The organism is Gordonia sp. HS-NH1, from assembly GCF_001418765.1.
GTDB lineage: Bacteria > Actinomycetota > Actinomycetes > Mycobacteriales > Mycobacteriaceae > Gordonia.
Window position 1 is genome coordinate 75,471 of record NZ_LIYC01000005.1, and the last position, 24,594, is coordinate 100,064.

Genomic DNA, 24,594 nt, shown 5'->3' on the forward strand with positions numbered 1-24,594 from the left:
CGATCCTCATGACATCGGAGAATTCGCGACTGACACGTTCACCGATCCGGACCGCGGCGCTGGCAGTCGGCATCGTGTTCCTGCTGGTCGGCATCCTCGGGTTCATCCCAGGCATCACCACGGACTACGACACCCTGACGTTCGCCGGTCATCATTCCGAGGCCGCACTGCTGGGCATCTTCCAGGTGTCGATCCTGCACAACATCGTCCACCTGCTGTTCGGCGTCGCGGGTGTGCTCATGTCCCGCACGGCGTCCTCGTCGTTCCTCTATCTCGTGGCCGGCGGTGCCGTGTACCTGGTGCTCTGGGTGTACGGACTGCTGATCGACCACCACAGTGCCGCCAATTTCGTACCGGTGAACACGGCCGACAACTGGTTGCACTTCGTGCTCGGCGTCGGGATGGTGGGCCTCGGCCTGCTCCTGCGACGACGGTCGGAGCCAGTAGCCACGCGGCATACGGGCCCGGCCGGCGGCCGGCGGATCTGATCCGCTGTGCCGGCAGCTAGCCGATGGTCGCCGCCGCGAGGGCGGGAAGCGCGGCGGTGATCAGGGCGAGCAGTTCGTCCCGGGTGAGCGTCGGCGCCTCGGTCGTCTCCGCGGTGAGCCACCGGATCGTCGTCTCCTCGACGAAGGCGATCCAGCCGTGCACGCTCATCACGACGACCGGGGTCACCTCGACCCCGAACACCGGAGCGTGGTCGAGGACCCGGGCGACCATCACCTCGCGGGTGCGGTCGAACACCTCCCGCATCGCGGCGTCCGAACTCGAGGCTCCGCGGATCAGCGTGGTGTAGGCGGTGCGGTTCTCACTCACATAGTCGACGAACGCGGCCATCGACGCCGACAGGATCGCTATCGGATCACCCAGGGACTCGTCCGGCTCGGTACGCGCGAGCATCCGGTCCGCCTGGGCCTGCGCGATCGCGACGTGGAACTCCTGCTTCGAGGCGAAGTAGTGGAAGAGCAGCGCCCGCGACACCCCGGCGGCGTCGGCGATCGCGTCGATGGTGATCTCCTCGAGCGGCCGGTCCCCGACCATGGCGAGGCCGTACTCGATGAGCTGGTCGCGACGCGCCTCGGGACTCATCCGCGTGCGCTTGTGCGGGGCGCGCCGGTCGCCGGCGTCGCCGCCGATCGGGTCGCCGCTGATCGTCTTGCCGTTGATCACCGACACTCTGCACTTCCTCGTCCTCTGGCCACCCGGCCAGACTACTCCTATTGAGTCTCGTTCAATAGCTATTGACACGTGTTCAGTACCACCCTATGGTGACACCATGACAACGAACGATGTAGAGATCGCCATCATCGGTGCCGGCTTCTCGGGTCTCGGTGCCGCGGTCCGTCTCAAGCAGAACGGCTTCGACGACTTCGTCCTCCTCGATCGCGGTCGCGACTTCGGCGGGACCTGGCGCGACAACACCTACCCCGGCGCGGCCTGCGACGTGCCCTCACAGCTCTACTCCTTCTCGTTCGCGAAGAACCCCACGTGGTCGCGGTCGTACTCGCACCAGCCCGAGATCCACGACTACATCAACGGGGTGGCCGACAAGTTCGACATCCCCGCCAAGGCCCGATTCGGCACCGAGGTGACCCGGACCGAGTGGAACGAGGACGAGGGCCGGTGGATCATCGACACCCTCCAGGACGGCACGACCGACCAGGTCCGGGCGCGAGTGCTCGTCGGCGGTGTCGGCCCGCTCTGTGAACCCAACCTCCCCGACATCGAGGGCATCGAGTCCTTCGAGGGCAAGATCGTGCACTCCGCACGCTGGGACAACGACCACGACTTCGGCGGTCAGCGGGTCGCCGTGATCGGCACCGGGGCGTCGGCCATCCAGTTGGTCCCCGAGGTCGCGAAGGTCGCCGGCCGTCTGGACGTCTACCAGCGCACCGCACCGTGGATCGTGCCCCGCACAGAGCGCGCCTACAGCTCGGTCGAACACTGGGCCTACAAGAACGTCCCGGGGTACCAGTCCGCGGTCCGCGGCGGGATCTACGCCGCCAACGAGGTCGTGGCGTTCGGCCTCACCTACTCACCGAAGTCGCTCAAGCCGGTCGAGTTGCTCTGCCGCGCCAACATCCTGCGCGGCATCGGCCGCGACGCCGAACTGCGCCGCAAGGCGACTCCGACGTTCCAGGTGGGCTGTAAGCGAATCCTGCGCTCCAACGACTGGTACCCGGCGCTCGCGCGGCCCAACGTCGATCTGGTGACCGACGGCATCGACCGGATCACCCCGACCGGGATCGTGGCCAAGGACGGCACCGTCCGGGACGTCGACGTGATCGTCGTCGCCACCGGATTCCACGTCACCGACTCCCCCGTGTTCGAGAAGATCATCGGCAAGGACGGCCGCAGCCTCGCGCAGGTGTGGAGCGAGATCGGCATGCAGGGATACAAGGGTTCGTTCGTCCACGGCTTCCCGAACATGATGCTCATGGTCGGCCCGTCGACCGGCCTGGGCCACACCTCGATGGTCTACATGATCGAGTCGCAGCTCAACTACCTCGTCGACTACCTGAAAACCTCTCGCGCGCTGGGCATCACCCGGACCGAGGTGAAGCTCGCCGCCCAGCAGGAGTTCAACGCGGGCATCCAGCACAAGCTCCGCAACAGCGTCTGGGTGAACGGCGGGTGCGCCTCCTGGTACAAGGACGCCAACGGCAACATCACGACTCTGTGGCCCGGCTTCACCTTCGCGTTCCGACAGGCGACCCGGTCCTTCGATGTCGCCGCCTACGATGTCACCCGCGGCGCCCGGCGACCCGTCGCACCCGCCGTGTCGGCCGGTTCCGCCACCGGCGAGGACATCGACTCGCCCGCCACCGCCAACGCCTGACCGACCGCACCCACTCACAGGAGACAACACATGAAGGACTTTCGCGGCAAGGTCGTCGTGATCACCGGCGCCGGTTCGGGAATGGGCCGTGACATCGCGGTCAAGCTCGCGCGCCGTGGTGCGCGGCTGGCCATCTCCGACGTCACCCCCGACGGCCTGGCCGTCACCGAGAAGCTGGTGAAAGAAGCCGGCGCCGAGGTTCATTCGCAGCTGCTCAACGTCGCCGAGCGCGAAGCTGTGCTCACCTATGCCGACACCGTCGCCGAGCACTTCGGCGTGGTCAACGTCGTCTTCAACAACGCGGGCATCGCCCACCACGGGGAGATCGAGCGCACCGAGTTCAAGGACATCGAACGGGTGATGGATGTCGACTACTGGGGAGTCGTCAACGGCACCAAGGCATTCCTGCCCCACGTGATCGCCTCCGGCGACGGGCACATCGTGAACACGTCGTCGTTGTTCGGATTGCTCGCCGAGCCGGGACAGGCCGCCTACAACTCCGCGAAGTTCGCGGTGCGCGGGTTCACCGAGGCGCTGCGCCAGGAGATGATCGTCGCCAAGCACCCGGTGCAGGTGTCCTGTGTGCACCCCGGCGGCATCAAGACCGCGATCGCCCGGAACGCCACCGTGTCCGGCGACCACGACCAGAAGGCCACGGCGGCGCTCTTCGATCGCTATCTCGCCCGTATGACGAGCGAAGACGCCGCGGAGGTGATCATCGAGGGCGTTCGCAAGAACAAGGCACGCATCCTCGTCGGCACCGACGCCAAGATCCTCGACCTCGCGGTGCGCCTGGTCGCGTCGAAGTACCAGTGGGTGTCGGCGAAGCTCACCGGCTGGGCGATGTCGAAGGCCGCCTGACACCTCAGGTGAGCCGGCGACGCCGTGGCACCAACACGCGGTCGGGGGCGTGTTGGTGCCACGGCGTTTGTCGTGTCCGGCAGGGCCGTGTCGTGTCCGGCAGGCCGTGTCGTGTCTACAGCCCGTGTTCGCCCAGCCAGGCCAGGGCCACATCGCGCGGGTCCGCCCCACCGTCGACCTCGGCGGACATGGTGGCGAGATCGGCGGTGGTGATCTCGCCCGCCACCTTGTTCATCGCCTTGACCTGGTCGCGATTCAGCGCCGCGGAACGGAAAACCGGCACGAGGACCTCCGCCCGCGGGCCCGAGGGGTCCGCCTGGTCGGCGTCCGCGTCGACCGCACCGTCCGCGGTGTCGCCGCCGCCCGGCGTGGTCCGGAGCGCCTGCACCTCCGAGGACGCGCCCTCGGCGTTCTCGCCGGCGAGCTCGAGAGGCGTCAGCAGACCGACAGCCGTGCCGCCGGCGGCGCGACGGAGCACGTCCTCGGACGTCGCGGCGAGCTCGACCGGGCCGAACACGCAGCCCGCGTCGGCGAAGGCACGCATGGTCGCCTCGTCGGGTTCGGCGACGGCCGCGACCGGCAGGCCCGAGGGCAGTCGCGCACAATCGTCGAGGCCGGTGGCGCCGACGTCGCCCGCGAGGGTCGTCGACACGAAAATCTGCGGAGCCGCTGCCACCGGCGTCTCGTCACCGACCGAAACACCCTGCGGCAGTGCGCGGTTGAGGTCGCGGTAGACGTCTTCGGCACCGATCGCGGTGGACGACGGGGAGAGCATCGTCAGCAGTTCCCCGGTGAAGGCCGGGAAGAGATCGAGTCCGGCGCGATCCATCTCGTCCAGCAGGGTCGGCACGTCACCGCGGAGCTGGTCGGCGGACACCACGGAGCCGGAGTTGCGCAGCGCCCCCGCATAGATCTCGGCCATCACCCGCATCGCCGGGTCGTCCGACGAGCCGATCACCAGCCCACGCGGCGGGGACGAGGCGTCGTCGGCGCATCCGGCGATCACCGCCGCGAGGACCACGAGCAGGCCGGCCAGCGTGACGAGACGTTTGCGGACAAGACGTTCAGGCACCCCGCCACCGTATCCCCAGCACAGCTCCGCGCCCGAACGAGGCCGCCGGGTACCATCGGCACTCATGCCGTCGCTCCCCCGGCCCGGTCCGCGCGGGTTGTCCCCACGCCGCGAACGCCGACCGCTCCCGCAGATCCGTGTCCCGGTGGCTAGGGCGATCGTGGACTGCGCGGTCTACATCGACGGTCGCCGACAGCCCGGCCGCGTCACCTACACCGAGGGCCTCGCCCGGGTGCGGGCAGCGGGCGAGGGCTTCGTGTGGGTCGGGTTGCACGCCCCCGACGACGCGCAGATGGCCGACGTCGGAGCCACGTTCGGCCTGCACGAACTCGTCGTCGAGGATGCGGTACACGCGCACCAGCGACCGAAACTCGAGGTGTACGACGAGACCCAGTTCCTGGTCCTGCGGACCGTGCAGTACGTCGAGCACGAGACGATGGCGTTGGCCAGCGAGGTCGTGGAGACCGGCGAGATCATGGTCTTCGCCGGACCCGACTTCGTCCTGACCGTGCGGCACGGCGAGCACACCGAGTTGTCGGAGCTGCGGCGCCGTCTGGAAACCCATCCCGAGCGACTCGCCCTCGGCCCCACCGCGGTCTTGCACGCCGTCGCCGACAAGGTCGTCGACACCTACCTGGCGGTCAGCGACCGGATGGACGTCGACGTCGCCGCGATCGAGGAGGTCGTCTTCGGCCGCCAGGGCCACTCGCTCGACATCGACCCGGTCTACCTCCTGCGTCGCGAGGTGCTCGAACTGCGTCGCGCGGTGACGCCGCTCGCGGCACCGTTGCAGAGCCTGACGGCGAGCGGTAACCCGTTGGTGCCCAAAGAGATCCGACGCCAGTTCCGCGACGTCTCCGACCACCTCACCACCGTCATCGACCGCGTCCTCGAGTACGACGACCTGCTCACCTCACTACTGCAGGCCGCGGCCGCCAAGGTCGGCATCCAGCAGTCGACCGACATGCGCAAGATCTCGGCCTGGGTCGCGATCGCCGCGGTGCCCACCATGGTCGCCGGCATCTACGGCATGAACTTCGACCACATGCCCGAGCTCCATCAGGAGTGGGGTTACCCCGTCGTGCTCGCCTGCCTGGCCACGCTCTGCAGTGTGCTGTTCGTGGTGTTCCGCCGCAGTCACTGGTTGTGACCCCCGGCGTGTGACCCGCGACCGCACGGAGGATTACCCGGGCACAGCGACGGGTAATCGGCCGCGATGACCCGCACCGACCACGCCGGCGACACGGCCCGGGCCCTGCTCGACCGCGCCGGCCACACCTACGCCGAGGACGCCGGCATCACGCTGAAGAACACGCCGTCGCCGCTGTTCGAACTGTTGGTGCTCGCCCTGCTGCTGAGCACCCGGATCTCCGCGGACATCGCGGTGGCAGCCGCCCGCGAATTGTTCGCGGCCGGTTACCGCACGCCGGAGAAGATGGCGCGGGCCGACTGGCAGAGCCTGGTCGACGCCCTCGGCCGAGGCCACTACGTCCGCTACGACGAGAGCACCGCCACCCGCCTCGGCCAGGCAGCACGGAAGGTTCTCGACGACTATCACGGCGATCTGCGCCGCCTCGCCGACGAGGCCGGGTCCGAGCCCGCCCGCGCGGCACAGCTGCTCCAGGGGTTCACCGGTATCGGGCCGGTCGGGGCCGACATCTTCTTGCGCGAGGTGCAGTCGGTGTGGGACTGGGCGGCACCGTATTTCGACAAGCGCGCACTCGCCGCGGCGCGCGACCTCGCCCTGCCCGACGATCCGGCCCGGCTCGCCGACCTCGCCGACGGGCGACCCGAGGCCCTGGCTGCCGCGCTGGTCCGCGTCTCCCTCGACGAGTCCCTGCGCAGGGAGATCGCCTGAGCCGACCGGCGACCCTATGCTGGGACAACGGTCACAGTCACATCCGGGTGGTTTGCGTGGCGCCCGGTTCGGTTATCCGGAAGAGTCCGCGTTCGCTGCACGCAGCGATACCGGACGCCCGGACACGACAGGAGGACTCGCAGGTGTCAGCTGATCCGATGGTCGACGTCTCGACGGTGCACGACACGGCCTTCCGACGGCCGGAGTTGCCGAGTGCGCGTGGACCGCTGTCGGGCATCGTCATCGATCTCCTGCGGGGTGATCCCGACTCCGCGTCGGTTCCCGAGTTGCCGATCGACGACGCCGACCCCTACGGCGACGACCTCCAGCTCGCCCTCTACCTCTGCTACGAGATGCACTACATGGGGTTTGCCGACGCCGAGGTCGAGTGGGAATGGAACCCCGCGCTCCTCGCGGTGCGGGCCGCGCTCGAGCGGCCCTTCCTCGCGGCCCTGCACCGGGACGTGCCCACCGCGACCGCTGCCGATTCCGCCGACCACGAGATGGACGAGCTCTGCATCGAGAACCCCGACGGCGACGGTGCTTCGTACCGCCTCCGCGACGCGGGGACGTGGGAGCAGTACCGACAGCTGTTCGCGCTGCGCTCGCTGTACCACCTCAAGGAGGCCGACCCGCACGCGTGGGCGATCCCGCGTCTGAGAGGCCACGCCAAGGCCGCCTATGTCGCCGTCGAGTTCGACGAGTTCGGCGGCGGGCGAGGCGACGCCGTGCATCAAGAGCTCTTCGCCGACCTGCTCCGGGCCGCGGATCTGAGCGCCGACTACCTCGGTTACCTCGACACGGTCCCCGGGGTCGCCCTGACACCGGTCAACCTGATGTCGCTGTTCGGCCTCCATCGCCGGTACCGGGGTGCCGCGGTCGGACATCTGGCGGCCACCGAGATCACCTCGCCCCCGGGCTCCCAGCGCCTGCTCGCGGGCCTGGAACAGCTCGACGCGCCGGAGGCCTGCCGACGCTTCTATCGCGAACACGTCGAGGCGGATGCGGTTCACGAGCAGATCCTGCGCACCGATGTCGTCGGCGATCTCATCCGCACCGAGCCGGACGCCGAGGTCGACGTGATCTTCGGGATCCGCGCCTTCCTGTTCGTCGAAGACGCCCTCGACCGGTATGTGCTGTCCGCCTGGGACAACGGCGAGAGCGCCTTTCCCGGCATCTGAGCTCCCCGGGGGTCAGTCGGTCCGTCGACGCTTCCTGCGATGGCTGGTGTCGCACAGCGGATAGTTCTTGCTGCGGCCACACGCGCACACCGCGACCATGAACCGATCCGACTCGACCTTGGCACCGTCGGGAAGTTCGATCTCGACGGGGCCGGATACGAGGACGGGTCCGCCGCGGACCACCCGCACCACGTTGCGCTTGCCGTCCCCACTCACGCCGGGCATCCCCTTGGACCGGAACCGCCCGGGGCGACCGCGACGATCGCGACCAGTCGCTCGATCCGGCGGTTGCGTTCGAGCATTCCGCACTCCTCCATCCAGCCCGCGCGCGCGGTGAGGACCGGACCGAATGGGATGACCCGTTCGGCCACCACCTCCGCGGTCAGCCCGCCGGCGCGCAGAGCGCGCACCGAGGCGTCCTCGTCCGCGAATTCGGAGTGCACGAGGATGAATGCGCCGCCGGGCACCAGCAGATCGGGAACGCGTGCGCACAGCGGGTCGAGGACGGCCCGGCCGTCGAGGCCGGCGTCCCAGGCGTGCGACGGCCCGGCCGGATGAAGCGCCGCCTCGGATTCGGGCGGGGTCGGCACATAGGGCGGATTACAGGTGACCACGTCATAGCGACCCCGGTGACGGCGGAGATCACCGAGTGTCACCTCGATCCGGACGCCGGCTTCGGCTGCCGCCCGGCGCGCGTAGGCGACCGCGTCCGGGGAGGCGTCCACCGCGGTCACCTCGGCCGCACCTGCCCGGGCCGCCGCGATGGCGATGGCCCCGCTGCCGGTGCAGAGATCGAGGACACGGGCGCCGGAGACCCCGCGGGATCGGAGGGTGTCGATCAGCAACTGCGTGTCCTGCTGCGGCAGATAGACATCGAGATCGGACCGTGCGGCTGTCGTCGTCGGCGACGATGATGTGAGCGTCACGCCGGGCACCGCCCATCCGCCGTGCCGATGGTCCCTGCACCCCGTGACTCCATGCACCCTCACCTTTCCGACCGACCGTGATGTCGTGCTCAGACGTTCCCTCTGTCATACGTTCCGAAACCTGGGAACGGATGTGTCCGCCGACGATCCGCCGGCCGTCTCAGGACGGTGTCGCCGACGAACGGTCGGGCCTGGTCACGTCGATACCCGCCTCGCGCCACGCCTCCCGCAGCGCGTCGGCACCCTTCAGTCGGACCCACGCGGCCTCGTTGGCGGTGATCGGTATGGCCCGGAGCATGGTGACCGGGTCCATCGGCTCGGGCAGTTCGACGATGCCCAGCTCGTCGGCCTCGAGCAGCACTGCGGTGAACGGGGAACCGTCCCAGAGGGGTTCGCCGAGGTCGACCAGGGCGTCGGCGGCGATGATCAGACCCTCGACCGCGGGCGCGGCCGCCAGCGTCGCCATGCGTTTGTGCAGACCCGGCAGCGGCGTACCCGACCGCATGCGCACGACCAATTCGGCCCGGGGGCCACGGACCGGATCGGCATGCAGGTCGGTGGGATCGGACATGGGGTGCCGCGCACAGCCCGACGTCACGTAGACCACCGTGCCGCGATCGTCGGTGTCGCCGGTCACGAACCGCAGGACGTCGATCGGCTCGACCCCCAGGAACGTCACCGACGCATGCTGCGGCGTCGCCCCCAGCCGGTCTTCCAGGAATCGTCCGACGACCTCTGTCACGGCTTCACTCACATCCGACAGGCTACCGACCGGCCGCGAGGGTCCGGGGCGCTCCTCTAGCCTGGAGCCATGGTCCGGGTTCTGGCTGTCGCCGACGAGGTGGTGGATTCCCTCACCTTCGGCGTGGGGATCGAGTCCCGCCCCGACCTCATCCTCGGGGCAGGCGATCTCCCGTTCGAGTACCTGGAGATCCTGTCGTCGCTGTGCGACGCGCCGTGCGTCTTCGTACCCGGCAATCACGACCGGGACCTGCGCGGCTACCGGCGCGGCCGGACCGGCTGGACGCGGGCGGGGCTCCCCGCCGAGGACCCAGGACCCTGCGGTGCCGTCAACGCCGACGGGCGTACCGTCTCGGTCGCCGGACTCCGCATCAGCGGACTCGGCGGCAGCCGTCGCTACAACGGCGGCACCAACCAGTACACCGACACCCAGCAACGGCTGCGCTCCCTCCGCCTGCGGTGCACGGCCGCCCTGTCGCCGCCGCGTGGCGCCGACATCCTCCTCACCCACAGCCCCGCACGCGGCGTCGGCGACCGCGACGATCTTCCCCACCGGGGTTTCGACTGTTTCCATCCACTGGTGCGGTCGCTGCAACCCGCACTGCTGGTCCACGGGCACGTGCATCCGTATGGCGAACGGCCGTCGGATCTGCCCATCGGGTCGTCGACGACGTCGATGAACGTCGTCGGCTTCTGTCAGTTCGACATCGATCCCGTGACCCGGGAGGTCGAGATCGTGAGGCGCAGACATGGCGCGTGACACCGGATTTCCCGACGCCGACGCGGAGAACGACTTCGCCCGGATGCGACGCCAGGCCGAACGCGCGCGGCTCGCGCAGTGGTTCATGCGTCAGCCCGCCGACGTGAACACCATCCTCCCGTTCGACGAGGTCGTCGCCGCGCTCGGACGGACCGGGGAGACCTCACTCGGACTGCAGGTCGTCGAGGTGTCCTCGATCGTCGGAAGTGTCGACCGCACCAAGGATTTCGACCGCTACTTCCGGCCCACCTCGTCGCGCGGCCGGGAGCGCTGGCAGCGGCTGGCGGCCGCGCAACGCCGCGGCGAATCCGTCCCTCCGGTACAGCTGTACCGGATCGGATCGATGCACTTCGTCATCGACGGCCATCACCGCGTGTCCATCGCGATCGCGCGGAACTGGGTCACGATCGACGCCTACGTCACCCTGATCCACACGCGCATCTCCCCCGAGGGCATCACCGCGACCTCCGACCTGGTCCTCAAGGACCATCGTCGGATCTTCCTGTCACGCGTGCCGCTCGAGGGGTCCCAGGCCGAGGCCATCCGACTCAGCTTCCCGTTCGACTACGCCGAACTCGCCGAGAACGTCGAGGCGTGGGGATTTCGCCTGAGCCAGGAGATCGGCGAGTTCCTCAACCGCACCGAGACCGCTCGGCGCTGGTTCGGTGAGGAGTTCCTGCCGGTCGTGCGGATGGCGCGCCGGGCGGGCATCCGGCCCGACCTCGACAGCGACGCCGAGCTGTACATGTGGGTGGCCTGCGAACGGTATCGGCTTGTGCGCAGGCACATCTGGGACGAACACGTCTTCGACGAACTGCTCGACCACTCCCGCAGGCGCCGGCGCTGAGCCGACGCCTGCAGGGACAGGCGGGACACTAGCGGACGCGCAGGGACTGCCCCGAGCTCTGGTCGAACACCGCGATCTTCGACGCGTCGTAGAACAGCTCCGCCGAACCGCCGCGGCTCACCTTCGAGTCCGGGGACAGTCGGGCGATGAACTGGTTGCCGCCGAGATCGGTTCCGGAATCGGCGGACAACTCCGCGAGGGCGTCGCTCGACGCCCGGCTCGACCCGACGCCGAAGTAGGCGTAGATGTCGGAACCCATCGACTCGAGCACGTCGATGTTCGCGGCGAAGGTCCCGCCGTGTCCACGGGTCGTCGAGTCGACGAGCGACGCGTCTTCGAGGTGCTCGGGCCGGATGCCGATGAGCACGTCGCCGCCACTGCCGACGTCTCCGGCACGGGAGACCACCGCACGATGGTCGTCGAGGACGATGGTGCCGATCGCGGTCTCGATACCCTCGCTGCCGAGGCGACCGGACAGGAAGTTCATCGCCGGGGAGCCGATGAAACCGGCCACGAACACGTTGGTCGGATTGTTGTACAGCTCCTGCGGCGTACCGATCTGCTGCACATACCCGTTGCGCAGCACGACGACCCGGTCACCGAGGGTCATCGCCTCGGTCTGGTCGTGGGTCACGTAGACCGTGGTGGTCCCCAGGCGCTGCTGCAGCTGTGAGATCTCCGTACGCATCTGCACGCGCAGCTTCGCATCGAGGTTCGACAGCGGCTCGTCCATCAGGAACGCCTTCGGGGAGCGCACGATCGCCCGGCCCATCGCCACGCGCTGCCGCTGACCGCCGGAGAGATTGGCCGGCTTGCGGTCGAGGTACTGCCCGAGGTCGAGGATGCGCGCGGCCTCGTCGACCTTCGCGGCCACCTGATCCTTCGGCATCTTCGCGAGAGTCAGTGGGAAGGCGATGTTCTCGCGCACCGACATGTGCGGGTAGAGCGCGTAACTCTGGAACACCATCGCGATGTCGCGGTCCTTGGGTGCGCGCTCGTTGACCCGCTCCCCGCCGATCCGCAGCTCGCCGCCGGAGATGTCCTCAAGTCCGGCGATCATGTTGAGCGTCGTCGACTTACCGCATCCCGACGGGCCCACCAGGATCACGAACTCGCCGTCGGCGATCTCGATGTCGACCCCGTGTACGGCGGTGGAGCCGTCGGGATACTGCTTGGAGACGTTGTCCAGAACGATGTCTGCCATGGGTTATCCCTTCACGGCGCCGGAGGTCAGGCCGGCCACGATTCGACGTTGGAAGAAGAGCACGAAGATGATGATGGGGATGGTTATGACCACCGCGGCGGCCGAGATCGACCCGGTCGGTTCCTCGAACTGCGAACTGCCGGTGAAGTTCGCGATCGCCACCGGCGCGGTGATCGCCCGTTCGGTCGACGTCAGCGACAGTGCCAGGAGCAGGTCGTTCCAGGCGAAGATGAACACCAGGATCGCCGCCGTCACGACGCCCGGGGCGGCGAGCGGGGCGATGACCTTGCGGAAGGCCTGCCACGGGGTGGCGCCGTCCATCTTGGCGGCCTTCTCCAGCTCCCACGGGATCTCGCGGAAGAACGCGGACAAGGTGTAGATCGCCAGCGGCAGCGCGAAGGTGATGTAGGGCAGGATCAAGCCGGGCCAGGTGTCGAACAACCCGATGGCCCGCTCGATGTTGAACAACGGTGTCACCAGCGAGATCTGGGGGAACATCGCGATCAGCAGCGCGGCACCGATCAGGAGCTTCTTGCCCGGGAAGTCCAGGCGGGCCACCGCATAGGCCGCCATCGTCCCCAGGAGCACCGCGATCACCGTGGTGATCAGACCCACGCCGATCGAGTTGATCAGCGCCGAGGTGAAGGCGCTGGTCTCGAAGATGCTCTTGTAGTTGTCGAGGGTGAACTCACTCGGCCAGAACTTCCCGTCGGTCACGCTGCTCGCCGGCTTGAAGGACAGGCTGATGATCCACAGCAGCGGGATGAGTGCATACAGGATCACCAGGATGTTGGCGATCGACCACCAGGCCTTGGACTTTCCGCTCGCATTCAACGGCTTACCTCCCCTCGTCGTCGGAACCCGGTGCGGCGGTGCCGAACCCCTTGATGAACACGAACGCGATGATCGCGACACAGATGAAGATCAGAATCGAGATCGCCGAGCCGACGCCGAGATTGAAGGCGCCGAACAGATTGTCGTAACCCAGCATCGACACCGAGTAGGTGTTGTTGGACCCGCTGGTGAGGACGTAGATGTTGTCGAACACGCGGAACGCGTCGAGTGTGCGGAACAGCAGCGCCACCAGGATCGCCGGCTTCATCAGCGGAAGGATGATGCGCCACAGTCTCGTCCACGCCCCGGCGCCGTCGACCTGGGCCGCCTTGAGCAGATCGTCCGGGACGAGCGCGAGGCCGGCCAGCAGGAGCAGGGCCATGAACGGCGTCGTCTTCCAGACCTCGGCGAGGACGATGATCGCCAGCGACGGCCACTGCTCGGTGAGCGGTGCGGTGCCGTCGGGTAGCAGGTTGGCGAGATATCCGGTGCCCGGCGTCCACGCGTAGTACCAGGAGAACGCCGCCGCCACGGTGACGATGCCGTACGGGATCAGGACGACGGTGCGGATGGTGCCCCGCCCGAAGATCGTCCGGTGCATGACGAGCGCGATCGCCATGCCCAGCACGAGTTCGATGAGTACCGACACGACCGTGATGCCGACCGTGACGGCAAAGGCCGTCCACCAGTAGTTGTCGGTGAGGACGGTGGCGTAGTTGGCGAACCAGACGAACTCGCGTTCCCCCGGCGCCGAGAGGCTCATCTTGTTCAGCGACAGCCAGACCGCGTACACGATCGGGTATCCGGTGACCAAGAGCATCATCAGTGCGGCCGGCGCCACGAGCCAGAAGGCCAGCCGGCGCTCGGCGGTTTTGCCCTCGCTGCGCCTGCGCGGGGCGGCCGGCGGCGTGTCGGCCCGGGGCCGATCGATCACCGCGGTACCCCCGCCCGTCCCGGTCGCCGGCTTCGACAGCGAGGCGGGCGCGGGATCCGGGGTGGGCCGGTCGGTGTGCGACGACGCCGCGGTCACCTCGTGCCGACCTCCCGGCGGAGCGGTCCACACCTGATCGGACTGCACCGGGGGTGTGTCACCGACGATCGGGATCGGACCGGTTTGCGGTGGCGCATCCTCCGGGAGGGCGTGTCGCCCGGCACGGAACCCCGCGTCGTCGGGGTTGCCGCCCGCGTTCTCGGCGTCGTTACGCGGAGTGTCGTTGTCGCTCACGGGATTAGCCCTTCCCCGTCGATGGCCTTCTGGACCGCTTCGGCGAGCTCGTCGACCAGGGCCTCCGGCTCCCAGGCGCCGACCGGGCTCAACTTGGCCTGCAGCAGCGTCGAGATTGCTTGATAGTCGGGCGATTTCGGCCGCAGAGCAGCGTGCTCGGGTTCGAGCTGCCGCTTGATCTCGTCGGCCATCGGGTACGCGAGGCGGAAATCGGCGTCGTCGTAGATGGACTCGATGACCGGCGGCGGACCCGCACTGAACGAGAACGCCTTCTGCGATGCCTCACTGGTGATGCACTCGGCGGCCTGGTAGGCGAGGTCCTGCTGTTGCGAGGTGCTCGCGACGGCGATGTTGATGCCGCCCAGGGTCGTCTTGGTGGGAAGTCCCTCGAAGCCCGGATAGGGCGCGAAATCGAAGACCCGCCGCATCTCGCGGTTGAGCGGGACCACCTGCGCCGGGGTCGGCGGATTCGCGGTGTCCGCGTACAGGTTCGCGTATTCGGTGAGGTCGAGGAAGGCGACGCTGCCCGCCACGGCGTTCTCGCGCATCCCGGCGAAGACGAACGGCCAGTTCACCTGGTACAGGGCCTCACCGCTCTCCATGCCGAGCCGTGCGGCGCCCTCGTCGGAGTTGGTCAGCGACGGATCGGCACCGGGCGCGGTGGCGACCCGCTTCAGCGTCTCCAGGGCGCGGACCGTCGCGGCGCGGTGTTCGGGGGTGTCGTTGAGGGTGACCTTGTCGGGGTCGTCCGGGTCGACGATCTGCCCACCGGCGCTGGCGAGTACCGAGTTGAACCACACCATCAGGCCTTCGTACTGCCTGCCCTGCACCATGATGTAGGTCGGTCCGCCGTTGCGACCGCTGACGAGCGCGTCCTCGAGCATGCCGTTCCACGTCGACGCCGGGCGCCGGCGGTCGACGTCTTCGACGAGCACATCCGGTCGGTACCAGAGCAATTGGGTGTTCGTGGAGAACGGGATGGCGTAGAGCCGTTCCCGCTCGTCGTCGTCGGTCTTCCAGACCGCGGTGTCGAGCGGACCGCCCAGGGTGCGCGCCGACACCTCGGCGGCCATGGCGTCGGGGACCGGCACCATCCAACCCGCGTCGGCGAATTCGGCCGTCCACACCACGTCCATGCCCATCAGGTCCAGCCCGCTGTCGTTGCCCGCGAGGCGCCGTGCGAGCTGCAAACGCTGATCGTCGGCGCCCTTGGGCAACGGGGTGGTCACGACCTTGTACGCACCACCGGAATCGGCCGAGCATTTGTCGCCGATCTCGGCGAAGGTGTCCGCACCGTCGGCCGGCGGATAGAAATTGAGTACGCCCGCTTCATATCCCGAGCCGCACGCGGACAGCACGGGCAGCATGGCCACCGCTGCCACCGCCGCGGCGAGGACCTTTCGTCTCACGCGCCTGGTAGATCCGTCGGTGCTGATGGATCCGTCCGTGCTGACCCTGCTCCGCACGCAGCCTCCTCGATGTCGTACGCGGCGCCGCAGCGGTGCTCCGCCGTGAGCGTCCGAAGAGCAACGCTATACGTGAGGATTCGTGACATGCAACACATTCGGCATGGGCGTGCCATTCCGCGGGCGATTGTGATCGCTCCGTGTCCGACCGCGGGAGGCGACGTCAGAAGGTGAGACGGGCGAGCATGTCGCGCGCCTTCTCTGCGCTTTTCGGGTCGCACAGCACGTCATAGCGGCCGGCGACCAGCTGCATGGTCGACGCGAAATCCCGCTGGCCCCGGGTCGCCGCGTACGGAATGGTCGCGGAGATCACACCGAAGACCATGCCGCCGACGATGCCCACCAGGATGGGCGCAATGGGCGAACCGGCGAAGACGAGCGCCACCAGACAGCCGAAGAAGAAGCCGAGCCAGGCACCCGAGACCAGCCCGCCGCCGATCACCTTGCCCCACGTCAGCCGGCCGATGACCCGCTCGACCTGCATCAGATCGACGCCCACGATGGTGACGTCCTGGACAGTGAAGTTCTCGTCGGAGAGGAAGTCCACCGCGCGCTGGGCCTCGGCGTAGGTTCCGTACGAACCGATCGGCCAGCCCTTGGGCGGGGTGGGGAGTCCCGGCGTCTCGCGGCTCGGGCGCATGGGATTGGTCATATCGGGGCCTTCCCTGTTGTCAGACTCCAGTGCTGAACGTCGCGGTGAGACCCGACAGTGGGACTGGTCTCCCACCGGTGGGCGTTCGTGTCTGCCGTCGGCCTCCGTTGCACCGATGGCACTACCCTTACTCCCATGTCGTCGGTGAGCAAGGTGTTCGTGGCCAGATTAGTCGGGTTGGCCGTCCTTGGTCCCGACGGCGAGTCCATCGGACGCGTCCGCGACGTGGTGATCTCGATCCGCATGTCCGGGCAGCAACCGCGCGTCCTCGGTCTCGCGGTCGAATTGACCACTCGGCGTAGGATTTTCGTGCCGATGCTGCGGGTGACCGCGATCGAGCCCCAGGCCGTGGCCCTCAACACCGGCACCGTGAGCCTCCGCCGACTCCATCTGCGCCCCGGCGAGGCGCTCGCCATCGGACAGGTCCTCGACACCCACGTCCGGGTCGTCGATCCGGATCTCCCCGAGCTCGCCGACGCCGACGTGACGGTGATCGACCTCGGGATCGAGAAGACCCGGACCCGCGATTGGGTCGTCTCCCGCGTCGCGATCCGGGCGGGACGTCGCGGCCTGCGCCGGCGCCACGAGACACAGGTCGTGGAGTGGTCCAGCGTGCAGGGCATCACCCAGAGCTCGCTGAACCTGCCCGGACAAGGAGTCGCGCAGGCCCTCCTGCAGTTCGAGGGCATGCGCCCGGCCGACGTCGCCAACGCCCTGCGCGAACTGCCCGCGAAACGACGCGACGAGATCGCCTCGGCCCTCGACGACGAACGGCTCGCCGACGTGCTGCAGGAGTTGCCGCCCGACGACCAGAAAGAGGTGCTGGCCGCGCTCGGACGCGACCGCGCCGTCGACATCCTCGAGGCGATGGACCCCGACGACGCCGCCGACCTCCTCGGCGAACTGCCCGACACCGAGGCCGAGGCCTTCCTCGAGGAGATGGACCCCGTGGAGTCCGAGCCCCTCCGCCGACTCCTGCTGCACTCCCCCGACACCGCGGGCGGCGTGATGACCTCGGAGCCGATCGTGGTCACCGCATCGACCACCATCGCCGAGGCCCTCGCCCGGGTCCGCAACCCCGACCTGACGCCGGCCGCGGCGAGTCTGGTGTTCGTCGTCCGCCCGCCCACTTCGACACCGACCGGCAAGTATCTCGGATGCGTGCATCTGCAGGCCCTGCTCCGGGAACCGCCCGCGCACCTGGTCGGCGGCATCCTGGACACCGACCTCGCCCAACTCCATCCCGAGGACTCCCTGGAGACGATGACGAGATATTTCGCGACCTACAACCTGGTGTGCGGCCCCGTCGTGGACGAGGCCGGCCACCTGCTCGGCGCGGTGAGCGTCGACGACCTGCTCGACGAGATCCTGCCGCGCGACTGGCGTGAGACCGAACCCGAGGACGTCGTCGAGGCCGACGGGTACGGCGTCGGGAGTGGCCCGGAACCGGCATCGGGCGGCCCCCAGGTGCGGATCCGATGAGCGAACCGGGACGCAAGCTCGACACCCCCAGCACCCGCCGCACGATCTCGTTCAATCTCGACTCCGACGTCGTCGGGATGTACAGCGAGCGGATCGCCCGGTTCCTGGGCACCGGACGATATCTGGCGATCCAGACGGTCATCGTCATCGTGTGGATCGTGCTGAACCTGGTCGCGGTGTCGATCCAGTGGGACCCGTACCCGTTCATCCTGCTGAACCTCGCGTTCTCGACGCAGGCGGCGTACGCGGCGCCGCTGATCCTGCTGGCCCAGAACCGGCAGGAGAACCGCGACCGGGTGTCGCTGGAAGAGGACCGGATGCGGTCCGCCCAGACGAAGGCCGACACCGAGTTCCTGGCCCGGGAGCTCGCCGCGGTCCGTCTCGCGGTGGGCGACACCGTCACGCGCGACTACCTGCGCAAAGAACTGGACGACCTGCTCGACGAACTCACCGAACGGCTCGGCGCCCCCGCCGGCGACGAATCCGGCCGCCGCGGTTCCAAGGATCACTGACACCAAAAGCCGGGTTCGTGTCTGGGACGTCAGACCCATATGTATGGTGGGTCACAGTTCGGACCGGATCCCGGCGTCTGTCACGGCGCGACGAGATTCTCCGACACATCCATGTGAGCGGCTCTGGACCTGGGCCGCGGGTGGGCATCGCCGCGTTCTCGGGGGCAGAAGTGTGTGTTGACAACGGAGTGAACAGGACCGGGCAGCGGCCCGGGGCCGCACGATGTGCAGGAGGCCTCCGGTGAGGCCCCTCGAACTCGTCCGCCGTCGCCGTGGTCCGCGCCGTCCGTCCTCGTTCCCACGACGCGCCGCGACGCTGGTCGTCGGCGGCGGTCTGGTCGGTGCACTGGTCCTGGGGACCGCGACGTCGAGCGCCTCCGGCGGCAACGTCGCGTCGGCCGTCGTCGAGCCCGATGCCCCCGTGACGGTGGCCGAACTCGTCGCGGGTTCGCCGGGTGCACTCCTCGGCTTCGCGCCGCCGCCGGAGAAGCCCGCGACCGCGCTGCCGGCGCCGCAGTTCCGGCTCGCCAGCGACCTCCCCTCGGGCCCACTGGGGATCCCGGGCGTCGTACTCCAGGCCTACAAGCTGGCCGCCAACCGCGTCGCCGCCGAGAGCGCGGCCTGCAAACTGCCGTGGTTCCTGCTGGCCGGCATCGGACGCATCGAGTCCAATCATGCGAGCAACGGCTCGGTCGATCAGTACGGCACGACGATCAACCCGATCGCCGGGCCGGTCCTCGACGGCTCGCTGGCCGGCAACGCGGTCATCAAGGACACCGACGGCGGACGCATCGACGGCGACGCCGGACACGACCGGGCGATGGGCCCGATGCAGTTCATCCCGAGCACGTGGGCAGCGTGGGGCTCCGACGCCAACGGCGACGGGAAACCCGACCCCAACAACATCTTCGACGCCACGTACTCGGCCGGCCGGTATCTCTGCGCCGGGGTCACCGACATCATGAACGAGCGCACTCGCGTGTCGGCGGTGCTGCGGTACAACCGCTCGATGGAGTATGTCGCCAACGTCCTCGGCTGGGCCGGGGCCTACGCGACGGGCGTGATGCCGACCGACCCCATCCCGGAGATGAAGCGCAAGCCGTCGAGCAGCTCGAGCTCGTCCAGCAAGCCCAGGCGGCCGGAGTCCGGGTCGTCCTCGTCGTCGTCCTCCACCACGCGGCGGCCGAGCCCTCCGCCGCCGCCGTGCATCATCGTCTGCCTGCCATCGATCCCGCCGCTGTTCCCGGGCCAGCCCGCTCCCCCGCCCACCAAGAGGGAGGCCCCGGCGGTACAACAGGCACCGACGGGGAACGCCGGCCCGAACAGGCCGGGAGGGGCGAGCACCCCGGTTCCCGTCCGCTGACGGCGCCACCGGAGGACCTGCGCCCGGAACCGTCGGCGCCGCCGGTAGTCTGGGCCAGATGACAACAGGAGTCGCGCCCACGGAATCGGCAGTTCGCGCCGCTCTGGGCAAGGTCAAGGATCCCGAGATCGGCAAGCCCATCACCGACATCGGGATGGTCAAGTCGGTCACGATCAACGACGACGCGAGCGTCGATGTCGGGGTGTACCTCACGACATCGGGGTGCCCGATGCGCACCGAGATCTCGCAGCGCGTGGAAACGGCCGTCGCCGACGTCCCGGGCGTCGGCGCGATCCGCGTCGAACTCGACGTCATGGACGACGAGCAGCGCACCGAGCTGCGCAAGAAGCTCCGCGGGGACAAGGCCGAGCCGGTCATCCCGTTCGCCCAGCCCGGCTCACTGACCCGCGTCTACGCCGTCGCGTCGGGTAAGGGCGGCGTCGGCAAGTCGAGCGTGACCGTCAACCTCGCCACGGCGCTCGCCGAACGCGGGCTCACCGTCGGCGTTCTCGACGCCGACATCTACGGCCACTCGGTCCCCCGCATGCTCGGGAGCGACGCCAAACCCACGCAGGTCGAGCGCATGATCATGCCGCCCAGCAACCACGGCGTCCGCTTCATCTCGATCGGACAGTTCACCGACGGCAACACGCCGGTGACCTGGCGCGGTCCCATGCTGCACCGAGCCCTGCAGCAGTTCCTCGCGGACGTCTACTGGGGCGATCTCGACGTCTTGCTCCTCGACCTCCCGCCGGGCACCGGTGACGTCGCGATCTCGATCGCGCAGCTCATCCCGGGCGCGGAGATCCTGGTGGTGACGACACCCCAGCAGGCCGCGGCCGAGGTCGCCGAGCGCGCCGGGGCCATCGCGCTGCAGACCCGGCAGAAGATCCTCGGCGTCGTCGAGAACATGTCGTGGCTGGAACTGCCCGACGGCAGCCGCATGGAACCGTTCGGGTCCGGCGGCGGCGAGCAGGTGGCGCAACGCCTCACGCGCGCGGTGGGCGCCCAGGTCGACCTGCTGGGTCAGGTACCGCTCGAGACGGCCTTACGCGAAGGCGGCGACGCCGGTGTCCCGGTGGTGCTGTCGGCACCCGAATCGGCGTCCGGTTCCGCCCTGCGCGCCATCGCGGGCAAGCTCGCGGCGCGTAAGCGCGGCCTGGCGGGTATGAGTCTGGGACTCGACACCATCCGGAATTCCTGACCGGTCAGGTCGCGTCCCAGTCGGCCGCGGCGGGACGCGACCCCGACCGCGACCGGCGGTCCGACGCCGCGGATCCCGCCGGGCCGGCGGAGTCCTGATTCCCGCTCTCCTGCTTCTCGAACGACAGGGGCGCCGACACGGGCTTGATCTCCGGCGCCGCCGGGGTGGCCTTCCGGTCGACCGTGGTGGCGCTCTCGTTCAGCCGGAACAGTGAATCATCGCCGTCGAGAAGGTGTTTCGTGACGATCGACCGCGGCGTCATGCCCCGCAGTTCGTTGAGGTCGGCGAGCGGCTTGCGCAGGTCGTCGAATTCGGAACCCAGCTCGTCCTTCAGCTGATTGCTCGCACCGGTCGCGTAATCACGGACCTTCTTGGCCGACTGCATCGTCCAGGAGACGGCACCGGGGAGACGTTCGGGGCCGAGGATGACGAGTGCCGCGACCACCAGGATCGCTATCTCGCCCCATCCGATGCTGCTGAACATGTGCCTCGTCCTGACCTGTGCGGTGGTGTGGTTAGTCGCTCGCCGGAGTGATGGTACCGCTGAACGTGCGACCCGCCCGCCAGTACTGGAACGGGACCGACTCGCCGATGCTGGCGGTTCGGATCGCGACGTTCAGCTCGTCGGCGCTCTCGATCGGGCGATTGTTGAACGAGGTGATCACGTCGTTCTCCCGGATGCCCGCGCGTTCGGCGGGGCTGCCGGCGACGACGTTGCGGACCTGTGCGCCCAGCACGCGCTCGTTGCGCACCGAACTGGCGTTGACGCCGATCTGCGGGTGGTTCACGCGGCCGTCGCGGATCAGCGCCTCCGCGATGGGCTTGGCCTCGTCGATGGGAATCGCGAATCCGAGACCGATGTTGCCGCCCCCGGCGCCGAGGCGCCCGGCGGTGTTGATGCCGACCACCTGGGCTTCGCCGTTGACCAGCGGACCGCCCGAGTTGCCCGGGTTGATCGCGGCATCGGTCTGGATCGCGTCGATCACCGCGTCGGTGTCGGACTCTGCGTCGGGCGTCAGCGCCACGGCTCGGTCGGTCGCGCTGACGATGCCGCTGGTCACGGTTCGGTTGAGCCCCAATGGAGATCCGAAGGCGACCACCTCTTCGCCGATCTGCAGGTCGCCCGAGCTACCGAGCACCGAGACCGTCGGGTTCTCGACATTGTCGACCTTCAACACGGCGAGATCGGTCTTGGGATCGCGACCGACGATGCGCGCCGGGACCCGCTGACGGTCGAAGAACACGACCTCCAGTTTGGCGCTCTTGTCGTTCGCGGCCATCGAGATGACGTGGTTGTTGGTGAGGATGTAACCCTCTTTGTCGATGACGAATCCCGACCCGGTGGCGTAGGCGCCCGCCGCGCGGACGTCGATGGCGACGACCGACTTCTCCACCGCCCGGGCCACCTCCGCCACGGACGACCGCGGTCCGGCGTCGCCGCCGGTGTCCTCGGTGGACAACTCGACCGTGTCACTGGTGAGCGGCGCGGCCACCTCCGCGGTGTACCGGCCCATCAGCCCGCCGACGAGCCCGATCAGCAACGCGATCACCGCGAGCGTGGCAAGGGCGACCCAGCTCAGGCGATTGCCGAGCAGGATGTCGCGGACACCGAGCTTGGGGCCGGTCTCGGTCGGGATGTCCGACGATGCGGATGCCAGCGCGGGTGCGTCCAGCCGCGCCGGGCTCTCCGGGTCGCGCCACGGGTCCTCCGGCGCCTGCGGCTGCTCGGTGTGGCCGTAGGTCGCGAGCGGATCCCGCTGCAGGGTGTCGCTCGATCCGGCCGGCCGGCCGAAGGCCTCGGCGAGCACCGGGTCCGGAGGTGCGATCTGCGGCTCGGGCGGCCGCTTGTCGCCATCCGAGGTGGCGAACGAGCCGCGCACACCCGACGGGCGGCCGAACACCTGCGCGGTCGACGGCGACACGGGCCAGTGTCGGGTCCGCGACGGCGTCAGACGTTGTGACTCGGGCGGTTCGGCGCGCCGCGCGAACTGTGCGTCACCGGTATCGGGAGAATCGGCGTCGGGGGCCACGGTCACCGGCCCCGGCGACGGAAGGCGCGGCCGCGGGCCGCGGGGATGCCGTCGGTCGGCGCATCGGGCGACACCGTCGGCCCGAACCCTGCCGGGCGGGGTGGCTCGGAGCTCAGATCGATCTCACGCGTGGGGATCTGGGAGAGCTGACCGAGGAGGGAGTCCGGGATCGACACGCGGCCGGACTCGCGGAGTCGGGTGCGGGCCAACGACTGCGCCTCGACCGCGGTGACGCACTCGGGGCACAGCGCCAGATGATGAGCGGCCCGCGCATGCGCCGACATCCCGAGCTCGCCGTCGACGAAGGCGGCAACCGCCTCGGGGGCCAGGTGCTCGGTGGGTGCGAAGCCGCGTCCGCCGGCCGTACCCGGCGCGCGGTAGCCGCGGTTGGGCAGGAACGACGAGGGAGCCGGACTCCAGGTGTTCGTATTCCACCTGGCTGGGGTCCAGGAGGACCGCCGGCGACGAAGGTTGGGAGTCGGCGGTTCGACACCGCCGCTTCCGGTCGGACGCCCGCGATCGCCGTCCATCATCGTCGTTCACCCCTCTCCACGACGAAACCGCCGCACGATGAATCCTGTGTTGCCACTGGGCTCTGCTGCTGTCTGCCACGGTACCGACCGGCGGCATCCGATGCCGTCCCCCGAACGCGTGGCGTCCGCGGGCTACGGACTCCGATCGCATCGTGTCCCGTGACACAGGCAACGTCTCAGCGTATCCGAGACTCGCAACGATGCTCGGCGGAGCAGGGTTCCCGGCAGCGACCTCAGGCGTGCGAGCCGAGCGCGACCGAACGGCTGCTGGTGTGGCCCTGGGCCGCGAGTGCGTCGCGGATGCTCTGCCGACCGCGATGGATGCGGCTGCGGACGGTACCCAGCTTGACACCGAGGGTGGCGGAGATCTCCTCGTAGGACAGGCCCTCGATGTCACACAGCACCACGGCCGCGCGGAAGTCGGGAGCCAGCGAGTCCAGGGCGCGCTGCAGGTCGGGGTCGAGGTTCGTCGCGTCGAAGACCTGCTGCGGATCCGGGGTGTCGGCCGGCACCCGGTCGTACTCCTCGGGCAGGGCTTCCATCCGGATCTTGCTGCGGCGACGGACCATGTCGAGGAACAGGTTGGTGGTGATGCGGTGCAACCAGCCCTCGAAGGTGCCGGGACGGTAGTTCGACAACGAGCGGAAGACCCGGATGAAGGTCTCCTGCGTGAGGTCCTCGGCGTCGTGCTGATTCCCCGACAGACGGTAGGCCAGACGGTAGACGCGGTCGGCGTGTTCGCGGACCAGGTCGTCCCAGGACGGCATGAGCAGTTCGTCGCCGGTGGCGTCGAAACCTGCGGTGCCCGCCGGAACGGCGGGCACGGCGTCGGCGGGATCGCGGGGATCGGTCATGGTCGGTGGTCGGTTCCTCTCTCGTGAAACACGCACCCGGTGACCCAAGCACTCACCGAAGACGAACGGATGATTCCGGCTGGGTATTCCCGAGCTGCCAGGAAGTTCTCACCGACCTCCCGGGACCTGTCCCAACCGGAACAGCTCTCA

General features: G+C 68.8%; 26 protein-coding genes. 12 read left to right on the forward strand and 14 right to left on the reverse strand.

Features of this window, described 5'->3' with window-relative positions; all coding sequences use genetic code 11:
* Window positions 1-8: 8 nt before the first annotated feature.
* Window positions 9-488, forward strand: a complete 480-nt coding sequence (locus tag AMD30_RS05970; protein WP_010842938.1) for a DUF4383 domain-containing protein — start codon at window positions 9-11, stop codon at window positions 486-488.
* 16 nt (window positions 489-504) lie between these two features.
* Here the strand turns inward: AMD30_RS05970 and AMD30_RS05975 are convergent, their stop codons facing one another.
* Complete coding sequence (locus AMD30_RS05975) at window positions 505-1,089, reverse strand: TetR/AcrR family transcriptional regulator (RefSeq protein ID WP_231632654.1); 585 nt, start codon at window positions 1,087-1,089, stop codon at window positions 505-507.
* A 187-nt stretch (window positions 1,090-1,276) separates the two neighbouring features.
* Between AMD30_RS05975 and AMD30_RS05980 the strand changes: the two genes are divergently transcribed.
* Window positions 1,277-2,839 carry a flavin-containing monooxygenase gene (locus tag AMD30_RS05980; protein ID WP_055475018.1) on the forward strand — a complete coding sequence of 521 codons (1,563 nt, stop codon included), beginning with the start codon at window positions 1,277-1,279 and terminating at the stop codon, window positions 2,837-2,839.
* 30 nt (window positions 2,840-2,869) lie between these two features.
* A complete protein-coding gene (locus tag AMD30_RS05985; protein ID WP_014926309.1) occupies window positions 2,870-3,700 on the forward strand; it encodes an SDR family NAD(P)-dependent oxidoreductase in 831 nt (276 codons plus the stop codon).
* 115 nt (window positions 3,701-3,815) lie between these two features.
* Here AMD30_RS05985 and AMD30_RS05990 read toward each other — a convergent pair whose 3' ends face one another.
* Complete coding sequence (locus AMD30_RS05990; protein ID WP_055475019.1) at window positions 3,816-4,772, reverse strand: glycine betaine ABC transporter substrate-binding protein; 957 nt, start codon at window positions 4,770-4,772, stop codon at window positions 3,816-3,818.
* Window positions 4,773-4,836: 64 nt separating this feature from the next.
* On the opposite strand from AMD30_RS05990, the gene AMD30_RS05995 reads away from it, so the two are divergent.
* The 3 genes from AMD30_RS05995 to AMD30_RS06005 all read left to right on the forward strand — a co-directional run bounded on the left by AMD30_RS05995 (window position 4,837) and on the right by AMD30_RS06005 (window position 7,811).
* On the forward strand, window positions 4,837-5,922 hold the full coding sequence (locus AMD30_RS05995; RefSeq protein ID WP_010842933.1) for a magnesium and cobalt transport protein CorA: 1,086 nt from the start codon (window positions 4,837-4,839) through the stop codon (window positions 5,920-5,922).
* A 66-nt stretch (window positions 5,923-5,988) separates the two neighbouring features.
* On the forward strand, window positions 5,989-6,630 hold the full coding sequence (locus tag AMD30_RS06000) for a hypothetical protein (protein ID WP_055475020.1): 642 nt from the start codon (window positions 5,989-5,991) through the stop codon (window positions 6,628-6,630).
* Between the two features lie 158 nt (window positions 6,631-6,788).
* Window positions 6,789-7,811: an iron-containing redox enzyme family protein gene (locus AMD30_RS06005; RefSeq protein ID WP_055475021.1), complete on the forward strand. Its 1,023-nt coding sequence runs from the start codon at window positions 6,789-6,791 to the stop codon at window positions 7,809-7,811.
* A gap of 12 nt (window positions 7,812-7,823) precedes the next feature.
* Here AMD30_RS06005 and AMD30_RS06010 read toward each other — a convergent pair whose 3' ends face one another.
* The 3 genes from AMD30_RS06010 to AMD30_RS06020 all read right to left on the reverse strand — a co-directional run bounded on the left by AMD30_RS06010 (window position 7,824) and on the right by AMD30_RS06020 (window position 9,491).
* A complete protein-coding gene (locus tag AMD30_RS06010; protein ID WP_010842930.1) occupies window positions 7,824-8,036 on the reverse strand; it encodes a CDGSH iron-sulfur domain-containing protein in 213 nt (70 codons plus the stop codon).
* Entirely contained in the window at window positions 8,024-8,737 is a 714-nt protein-coding gene (locus AMD30_RS06015; RefSeq protein ID WP_035717488.1) for a HemK2/MTQ2 family protein methyltransferase, read from the reverse strand. Before AMD30_RS06015 ends, AMD30_RS06010 begins: the two co-directional genes overlap by 13 nt.
* A gap of 160 nt (window positions 8,738-8,897) precedes the next feature.
* Window positions 8,898-9,491: a suppressor of fused domain protein gene (locus AMD30_RS06020; RefSeq protein WP_035717466.1), complete on the reverse strand. Its 594-nt coding sequence runs from the start codon at window positions 9,489-9,491 to the stop codon at window positions 8,898-8,900.
* 57 nt (window positions 9,492-9,548) lie between these two features.
* Here AMD30_RS06020 and AMD30_RS06025 point away from each other — a divergent pair, with 57 nt between their 5' ends.
* The gene (locus tag AMD30_RS06025; protein WP_055475022.1) at window positions 9,549-10,238 is read left to right on the forward strand and encodes a metallophosphoesterase family protein; all 690 of its coding nucleotides are present in this window, start codon (window positions 9,549-9,551) and stop codon (window positions 10,236-10,238) included.
* Complete coding sequence (locus tag AMD30_RS06030) at window positions 10,228-11,085, forward strand: hypothetical protein (RefSeq protein WP_055475023.1); 858 nt, start codon at window positions 10,228-10,230, stop codon at window positions 11,083-11,085. Before AMD30_RS06025 ends, AMD30_RS06030 begins: the two co-directional genes overlap by 11 nt.
* A 28-nt stretch (window positions 11,086-11,113) precedes the next feature.
* On the opposite strand, the gene AMD30_RS06035 is transcribed toward AMD30_RS06030, so the two are convergent.
* From AMD30_RS06035 to AMD30_RS06055, 5 genes are all read right to left on the reverse strand, one after another.
* Window positions 11,114-12,289 carry an ABC transporter ATP-binding protein gene (locus AMD30_RS06035; protein WP_055475024.1) on the reverse strand — a complete coding sequence of 392 codons (1,176 nt, stop codon included), beginning with the start codon at window positions 12,287-12,289 and terminating at the stop codon, window positions 11,114-11,116.
* A 3-nt stretch (window positions 12,290-12,292) separates the two neighbouring features.
* On the reverse strand, window positions 12,293-13,123 hold the full coding sequence (locus AMD30_RS06040; protein ID WP_055475025.1) for a carbohydrate ABC transporter permease: 831 nt from the start codon (window positions 13,121-13,123) through the stop codon (window positions 12,293-12,295).
* Between the two features lie 4 nt (window positions 13,124-13,127).
* Complete coding sequence (locus tag AMD30_RS06045) at window positions 13,128-14,348, reverse strand: sugar ABC transporter permease (protein WP_078112022.1); 1,221 nt, start codon at window positions 14,346-14,348, stop codon at window positions 13,128-13,130.
* Entirely contained in the window at window positions 14,345-15,757 is a 1,413-nt protein-coding gene (locus AMD30_RS06050; RefSeq protein WP_176455882.1) for an extracellular solute-binding protein, read from the reverse strand. The genes AMD30_RS06045 and AMD30_RS06050 overlap by 4 nt, the downstream gene beginning before the upstream one ends.
* Before the next feature lie 220 nt (window positions 15,758-15,977).
* Window positions 15,978-16,466, reverse strand: coding sequence for a general stress protein (locus AMD30_RS06055; RefSeq protein ID WP_055475026.1), 489 nt, complete (start codon window positions 16,464-16,466; stop codon window positions 15,978-15,980).
* 135 nt (window positions 16,467-16,601) lie between these two features.
* On the opposite strand from AMD30_RS06055, the gene AMD30_RS06060 reads away from it, so the two are divergent.
* The 4 genes from AMD30_RS06060 (at window position 16,602) to AMD30_RS06075 (ending at window position 21,027) form a co-directional block, all read left to right on the forward strand.
* Window positions 16,602-17,948 (forward strand): magnesium transporter MgtE N-terminal domain-containing protein, encoded by a 1,347-nt coding sequence (locus tag AMD30_RS06060; RefSeq protein WP_055475027.1) that lies wholly within the window; start codon window positions 16,602-16,604, stop codon window positions 17,946-17,948.
* Complete coding sequence (locus AMD30_RS06065; protein ID WP_055475028.1) at window positions 17,945-18,460, forward strand: DUF1003 domain-containing protein; 516 nt, start codon at window positions 17,945-17,947, stop codon at window positions 18,458-18,460. Before AMD30_RS06060 ends, AMD30_RS06065 begins: the two co-directional genes overlap by 4 nt.
* Window positions 18,461-18,701: 241 nt before the next feature.
* The gene (locus tag AMD30_RS06070) at window positions 18,702-19,823 is read left to right on the forward strand and encodes a lytic transglycosylase domain-containing protein (protein WP_055475029.1); all 1,122 of its coding nucleotides are present in this window, start codon (window positions 18,702-18,704) and stop codon (window positions 19,821-19,823) included.
* Between the two features lie 58 nt (window positions 19,824-19,881).
* A complete protein-coding gene (locus AMD30_RS06075) occupies window positions 19,882-21,027 on the forward strand; it encodes an Mrp/NBP35 family ATP-binding protein (protein ID WP_055475030.1) in 1,146 nt (381 codons plus the stop codon).
* Window positions 21,028-21,031: 4 nt separating this feature from the next.
* Here the strand turns inward: AMD30_RS06075 and tatB are convergent, their stop codons facing one another.
* The 4 genes from tatB to sigE form a co-directional block, all read right to left on the reverse strand.
* On the reverse strand, window positions 21,032-21,511 hold the full coding sequence (tatB, locus tag AMD30_RS06080; protein WP_055475031.1) for a Sec-independent protein translocase protein TatB: 480 nt from the start codon (window positions 21,509-21,511) through the stop codon (window positions 21,032-21,034).
* A 31-nt stretch (window positions 21,512-21,542) separates the two neighbouring features.
* Window positions 21,543-23,063 (reverse strand): S1C family serine protease, encoded by a 1,521-nt coding sequence (locus tag AMD30_RS06085; protein WP_055475032.1) that lies wholly within the window; start codon window positions 23,061-23,063, stop codon window positions 21,543-21,545.
* Window positions 23,060-23,590 (reverse strand): hypothetical protein, encoded by a 531-nt coding sequence (locus AMD30_RS06090; protein WP_055475033.1) that lies wholly within the window; start codon window positions 23,588-23,590, stop codon window positions 23,060-23,062. Before AMD30_RS06090 ends, AMD30_RS06085 begins: the two co-directional genes overlap by 4 nt.
* A 233-nt stretch (window positions 23,591-23,823) precedes the next feature.
* Complete coding sequence (sigE, locus tag AMD30_RS06095; RefSeq protein WP_055475034.1) at window positions 23,824-24,444, reverse strand: RNA polymerase sigma factor SigE; 621 nt, start codon at window positions 24,442-24,444, stop codon at window positions 23,824-23,826.
* Between the last annotated feature and the right edge of the window lie 150 nt (window positions 24,445-24,594).

Excerpts from the sequence above, each read along its gene's own strand:
- AMD30_RS05970 (WP_010842938.1), top strand. The coding sequence starts at position 9 with ATGACATCGGAGAATTCGCGACTGACACGTTCACCGATCCGGACCGCG.
- AMD30_RS05975 (WP_231632654.1), bottom strand. The coding sequence starts at position 1,089 with ATGAGTCCCGAGGCGCGTCGCGACCAGCTCATCGAGTACGGCCTCGCC.
- AMD30_RS05980 (WP_055475018.1), top strand. The coding sequence starts at position 1,277 with ATGACAACGAACGATGTAGAGATCGCCATCATCGGTGCCGGCTTCTCG.
- AMD30_RS05985 (WP_014926309.1), top strand. The coding sequence starts at position 2,870 with ATGAAGGACTTTCGCGGCAAGGTCGTCGTGATCACCGGCGCCGGTTCG.
- AMD30_RS05995 (WP_010842933.1), top strand. The coding sequence starts at position 4,837 with ATGCCGTCGCTCCCCCGGCCCGGTCCGCGCGGGTTGTCCCCACGCCGC.
- AMD30_RS06000 (WP_055475020.1), top strand. The coding sequence starts at position 5,989 with ATGACCCGCACCGACCACGCCGGCGACACGGCCCGGGCCCTGCTCGAC.
- AMD30_RS06005 (WP_055475021.1), top strand. The coding sequence starts at position 6,789 with ATGGTCGACGTCTCGACGGTGCACGACACGGCCTTCCGACGGCCGGAG.
- AMD30_RS06010 (WP_010842930.1), bottom strand. The coding sequence starts at position 8,036 with ATGCCCGGCGTGAGTGGGGACGGCAAGCGCAACGTGGTGCGGGTGGTC.
- AMD30_RS06025 (WP_055475022.1), top strand. The coding sequence starts at position 9,549 with ATGGTCCGGGTTCTGGCTGTCGCCGACGAGGTGGTGGATTCCCTCACC.
- AMD30_RS06030 (WP_055475023.1), top strand. The coding sequence starts at position 10,228 with ATGGCGCGTGACACCGGATTTCCCGACGCCGACGCGGAGAACGACTTC.
- AMD30_RS06035 (WP_055475024.1), bottom strand. The coding sequence starts at position 12,289 with ATGGCAGACATCGTTCTGGACAACGTCTCCAAGCAGTATCCCGACGGC.
- AMD30_RS06055 (WP_055475026.1), bottom strand. The coding sequence starts at position 16,466 with ATGACCAATCCCATGCGCCCGAGCCGCGAGACGCCGGGACTCCCCACC.
- AMD30_RS06060 (WP_055475027.1), top strand. The coding sequence starts at position 16,602 with ATGTCGTCGGTGAGCAAGGTGTTCGTGGCCAGATTAGTCGGGTTGGCC.
- AMD30_RS06065 (WP_055475028.1), top strand. The coding sequence starts at position 17,945 with ATGAGCGAACCGGGACGCAAGCTCGACACCCCCAGCACCCGCCGCACG.
- AMD30_RS06075 (WP_055475030.1), top strand. The coding sequence starts at position 19,882 with ATGACAACAGGAGTCGCGCCCACGGAATCGGCAGTTCGCGCCGCTCTG.
- tatB (WP_055475031.1), bottom strand. The coding sequence starts at position 21,511 with ATGTTCAGCAGCATCGGATGGGGCGAGATAGCGATCCTGGTGGTCGCG.
- AMD30_RS06090 (WP_055475033.1), bottom strand. The coding sequence starts at position 23,590 with ATGATGGACGGCGATCGCGGGCGTCCGACCGGAAGCGGCGGTGTCGAA.
- sigE (WP_055475034.1), bottom strand. The coding sequence starts at position 24,444 with ATGACCGATCCCCGCGATCCCGCCGACGCCGTGCCCGCCGTTCCGGCG.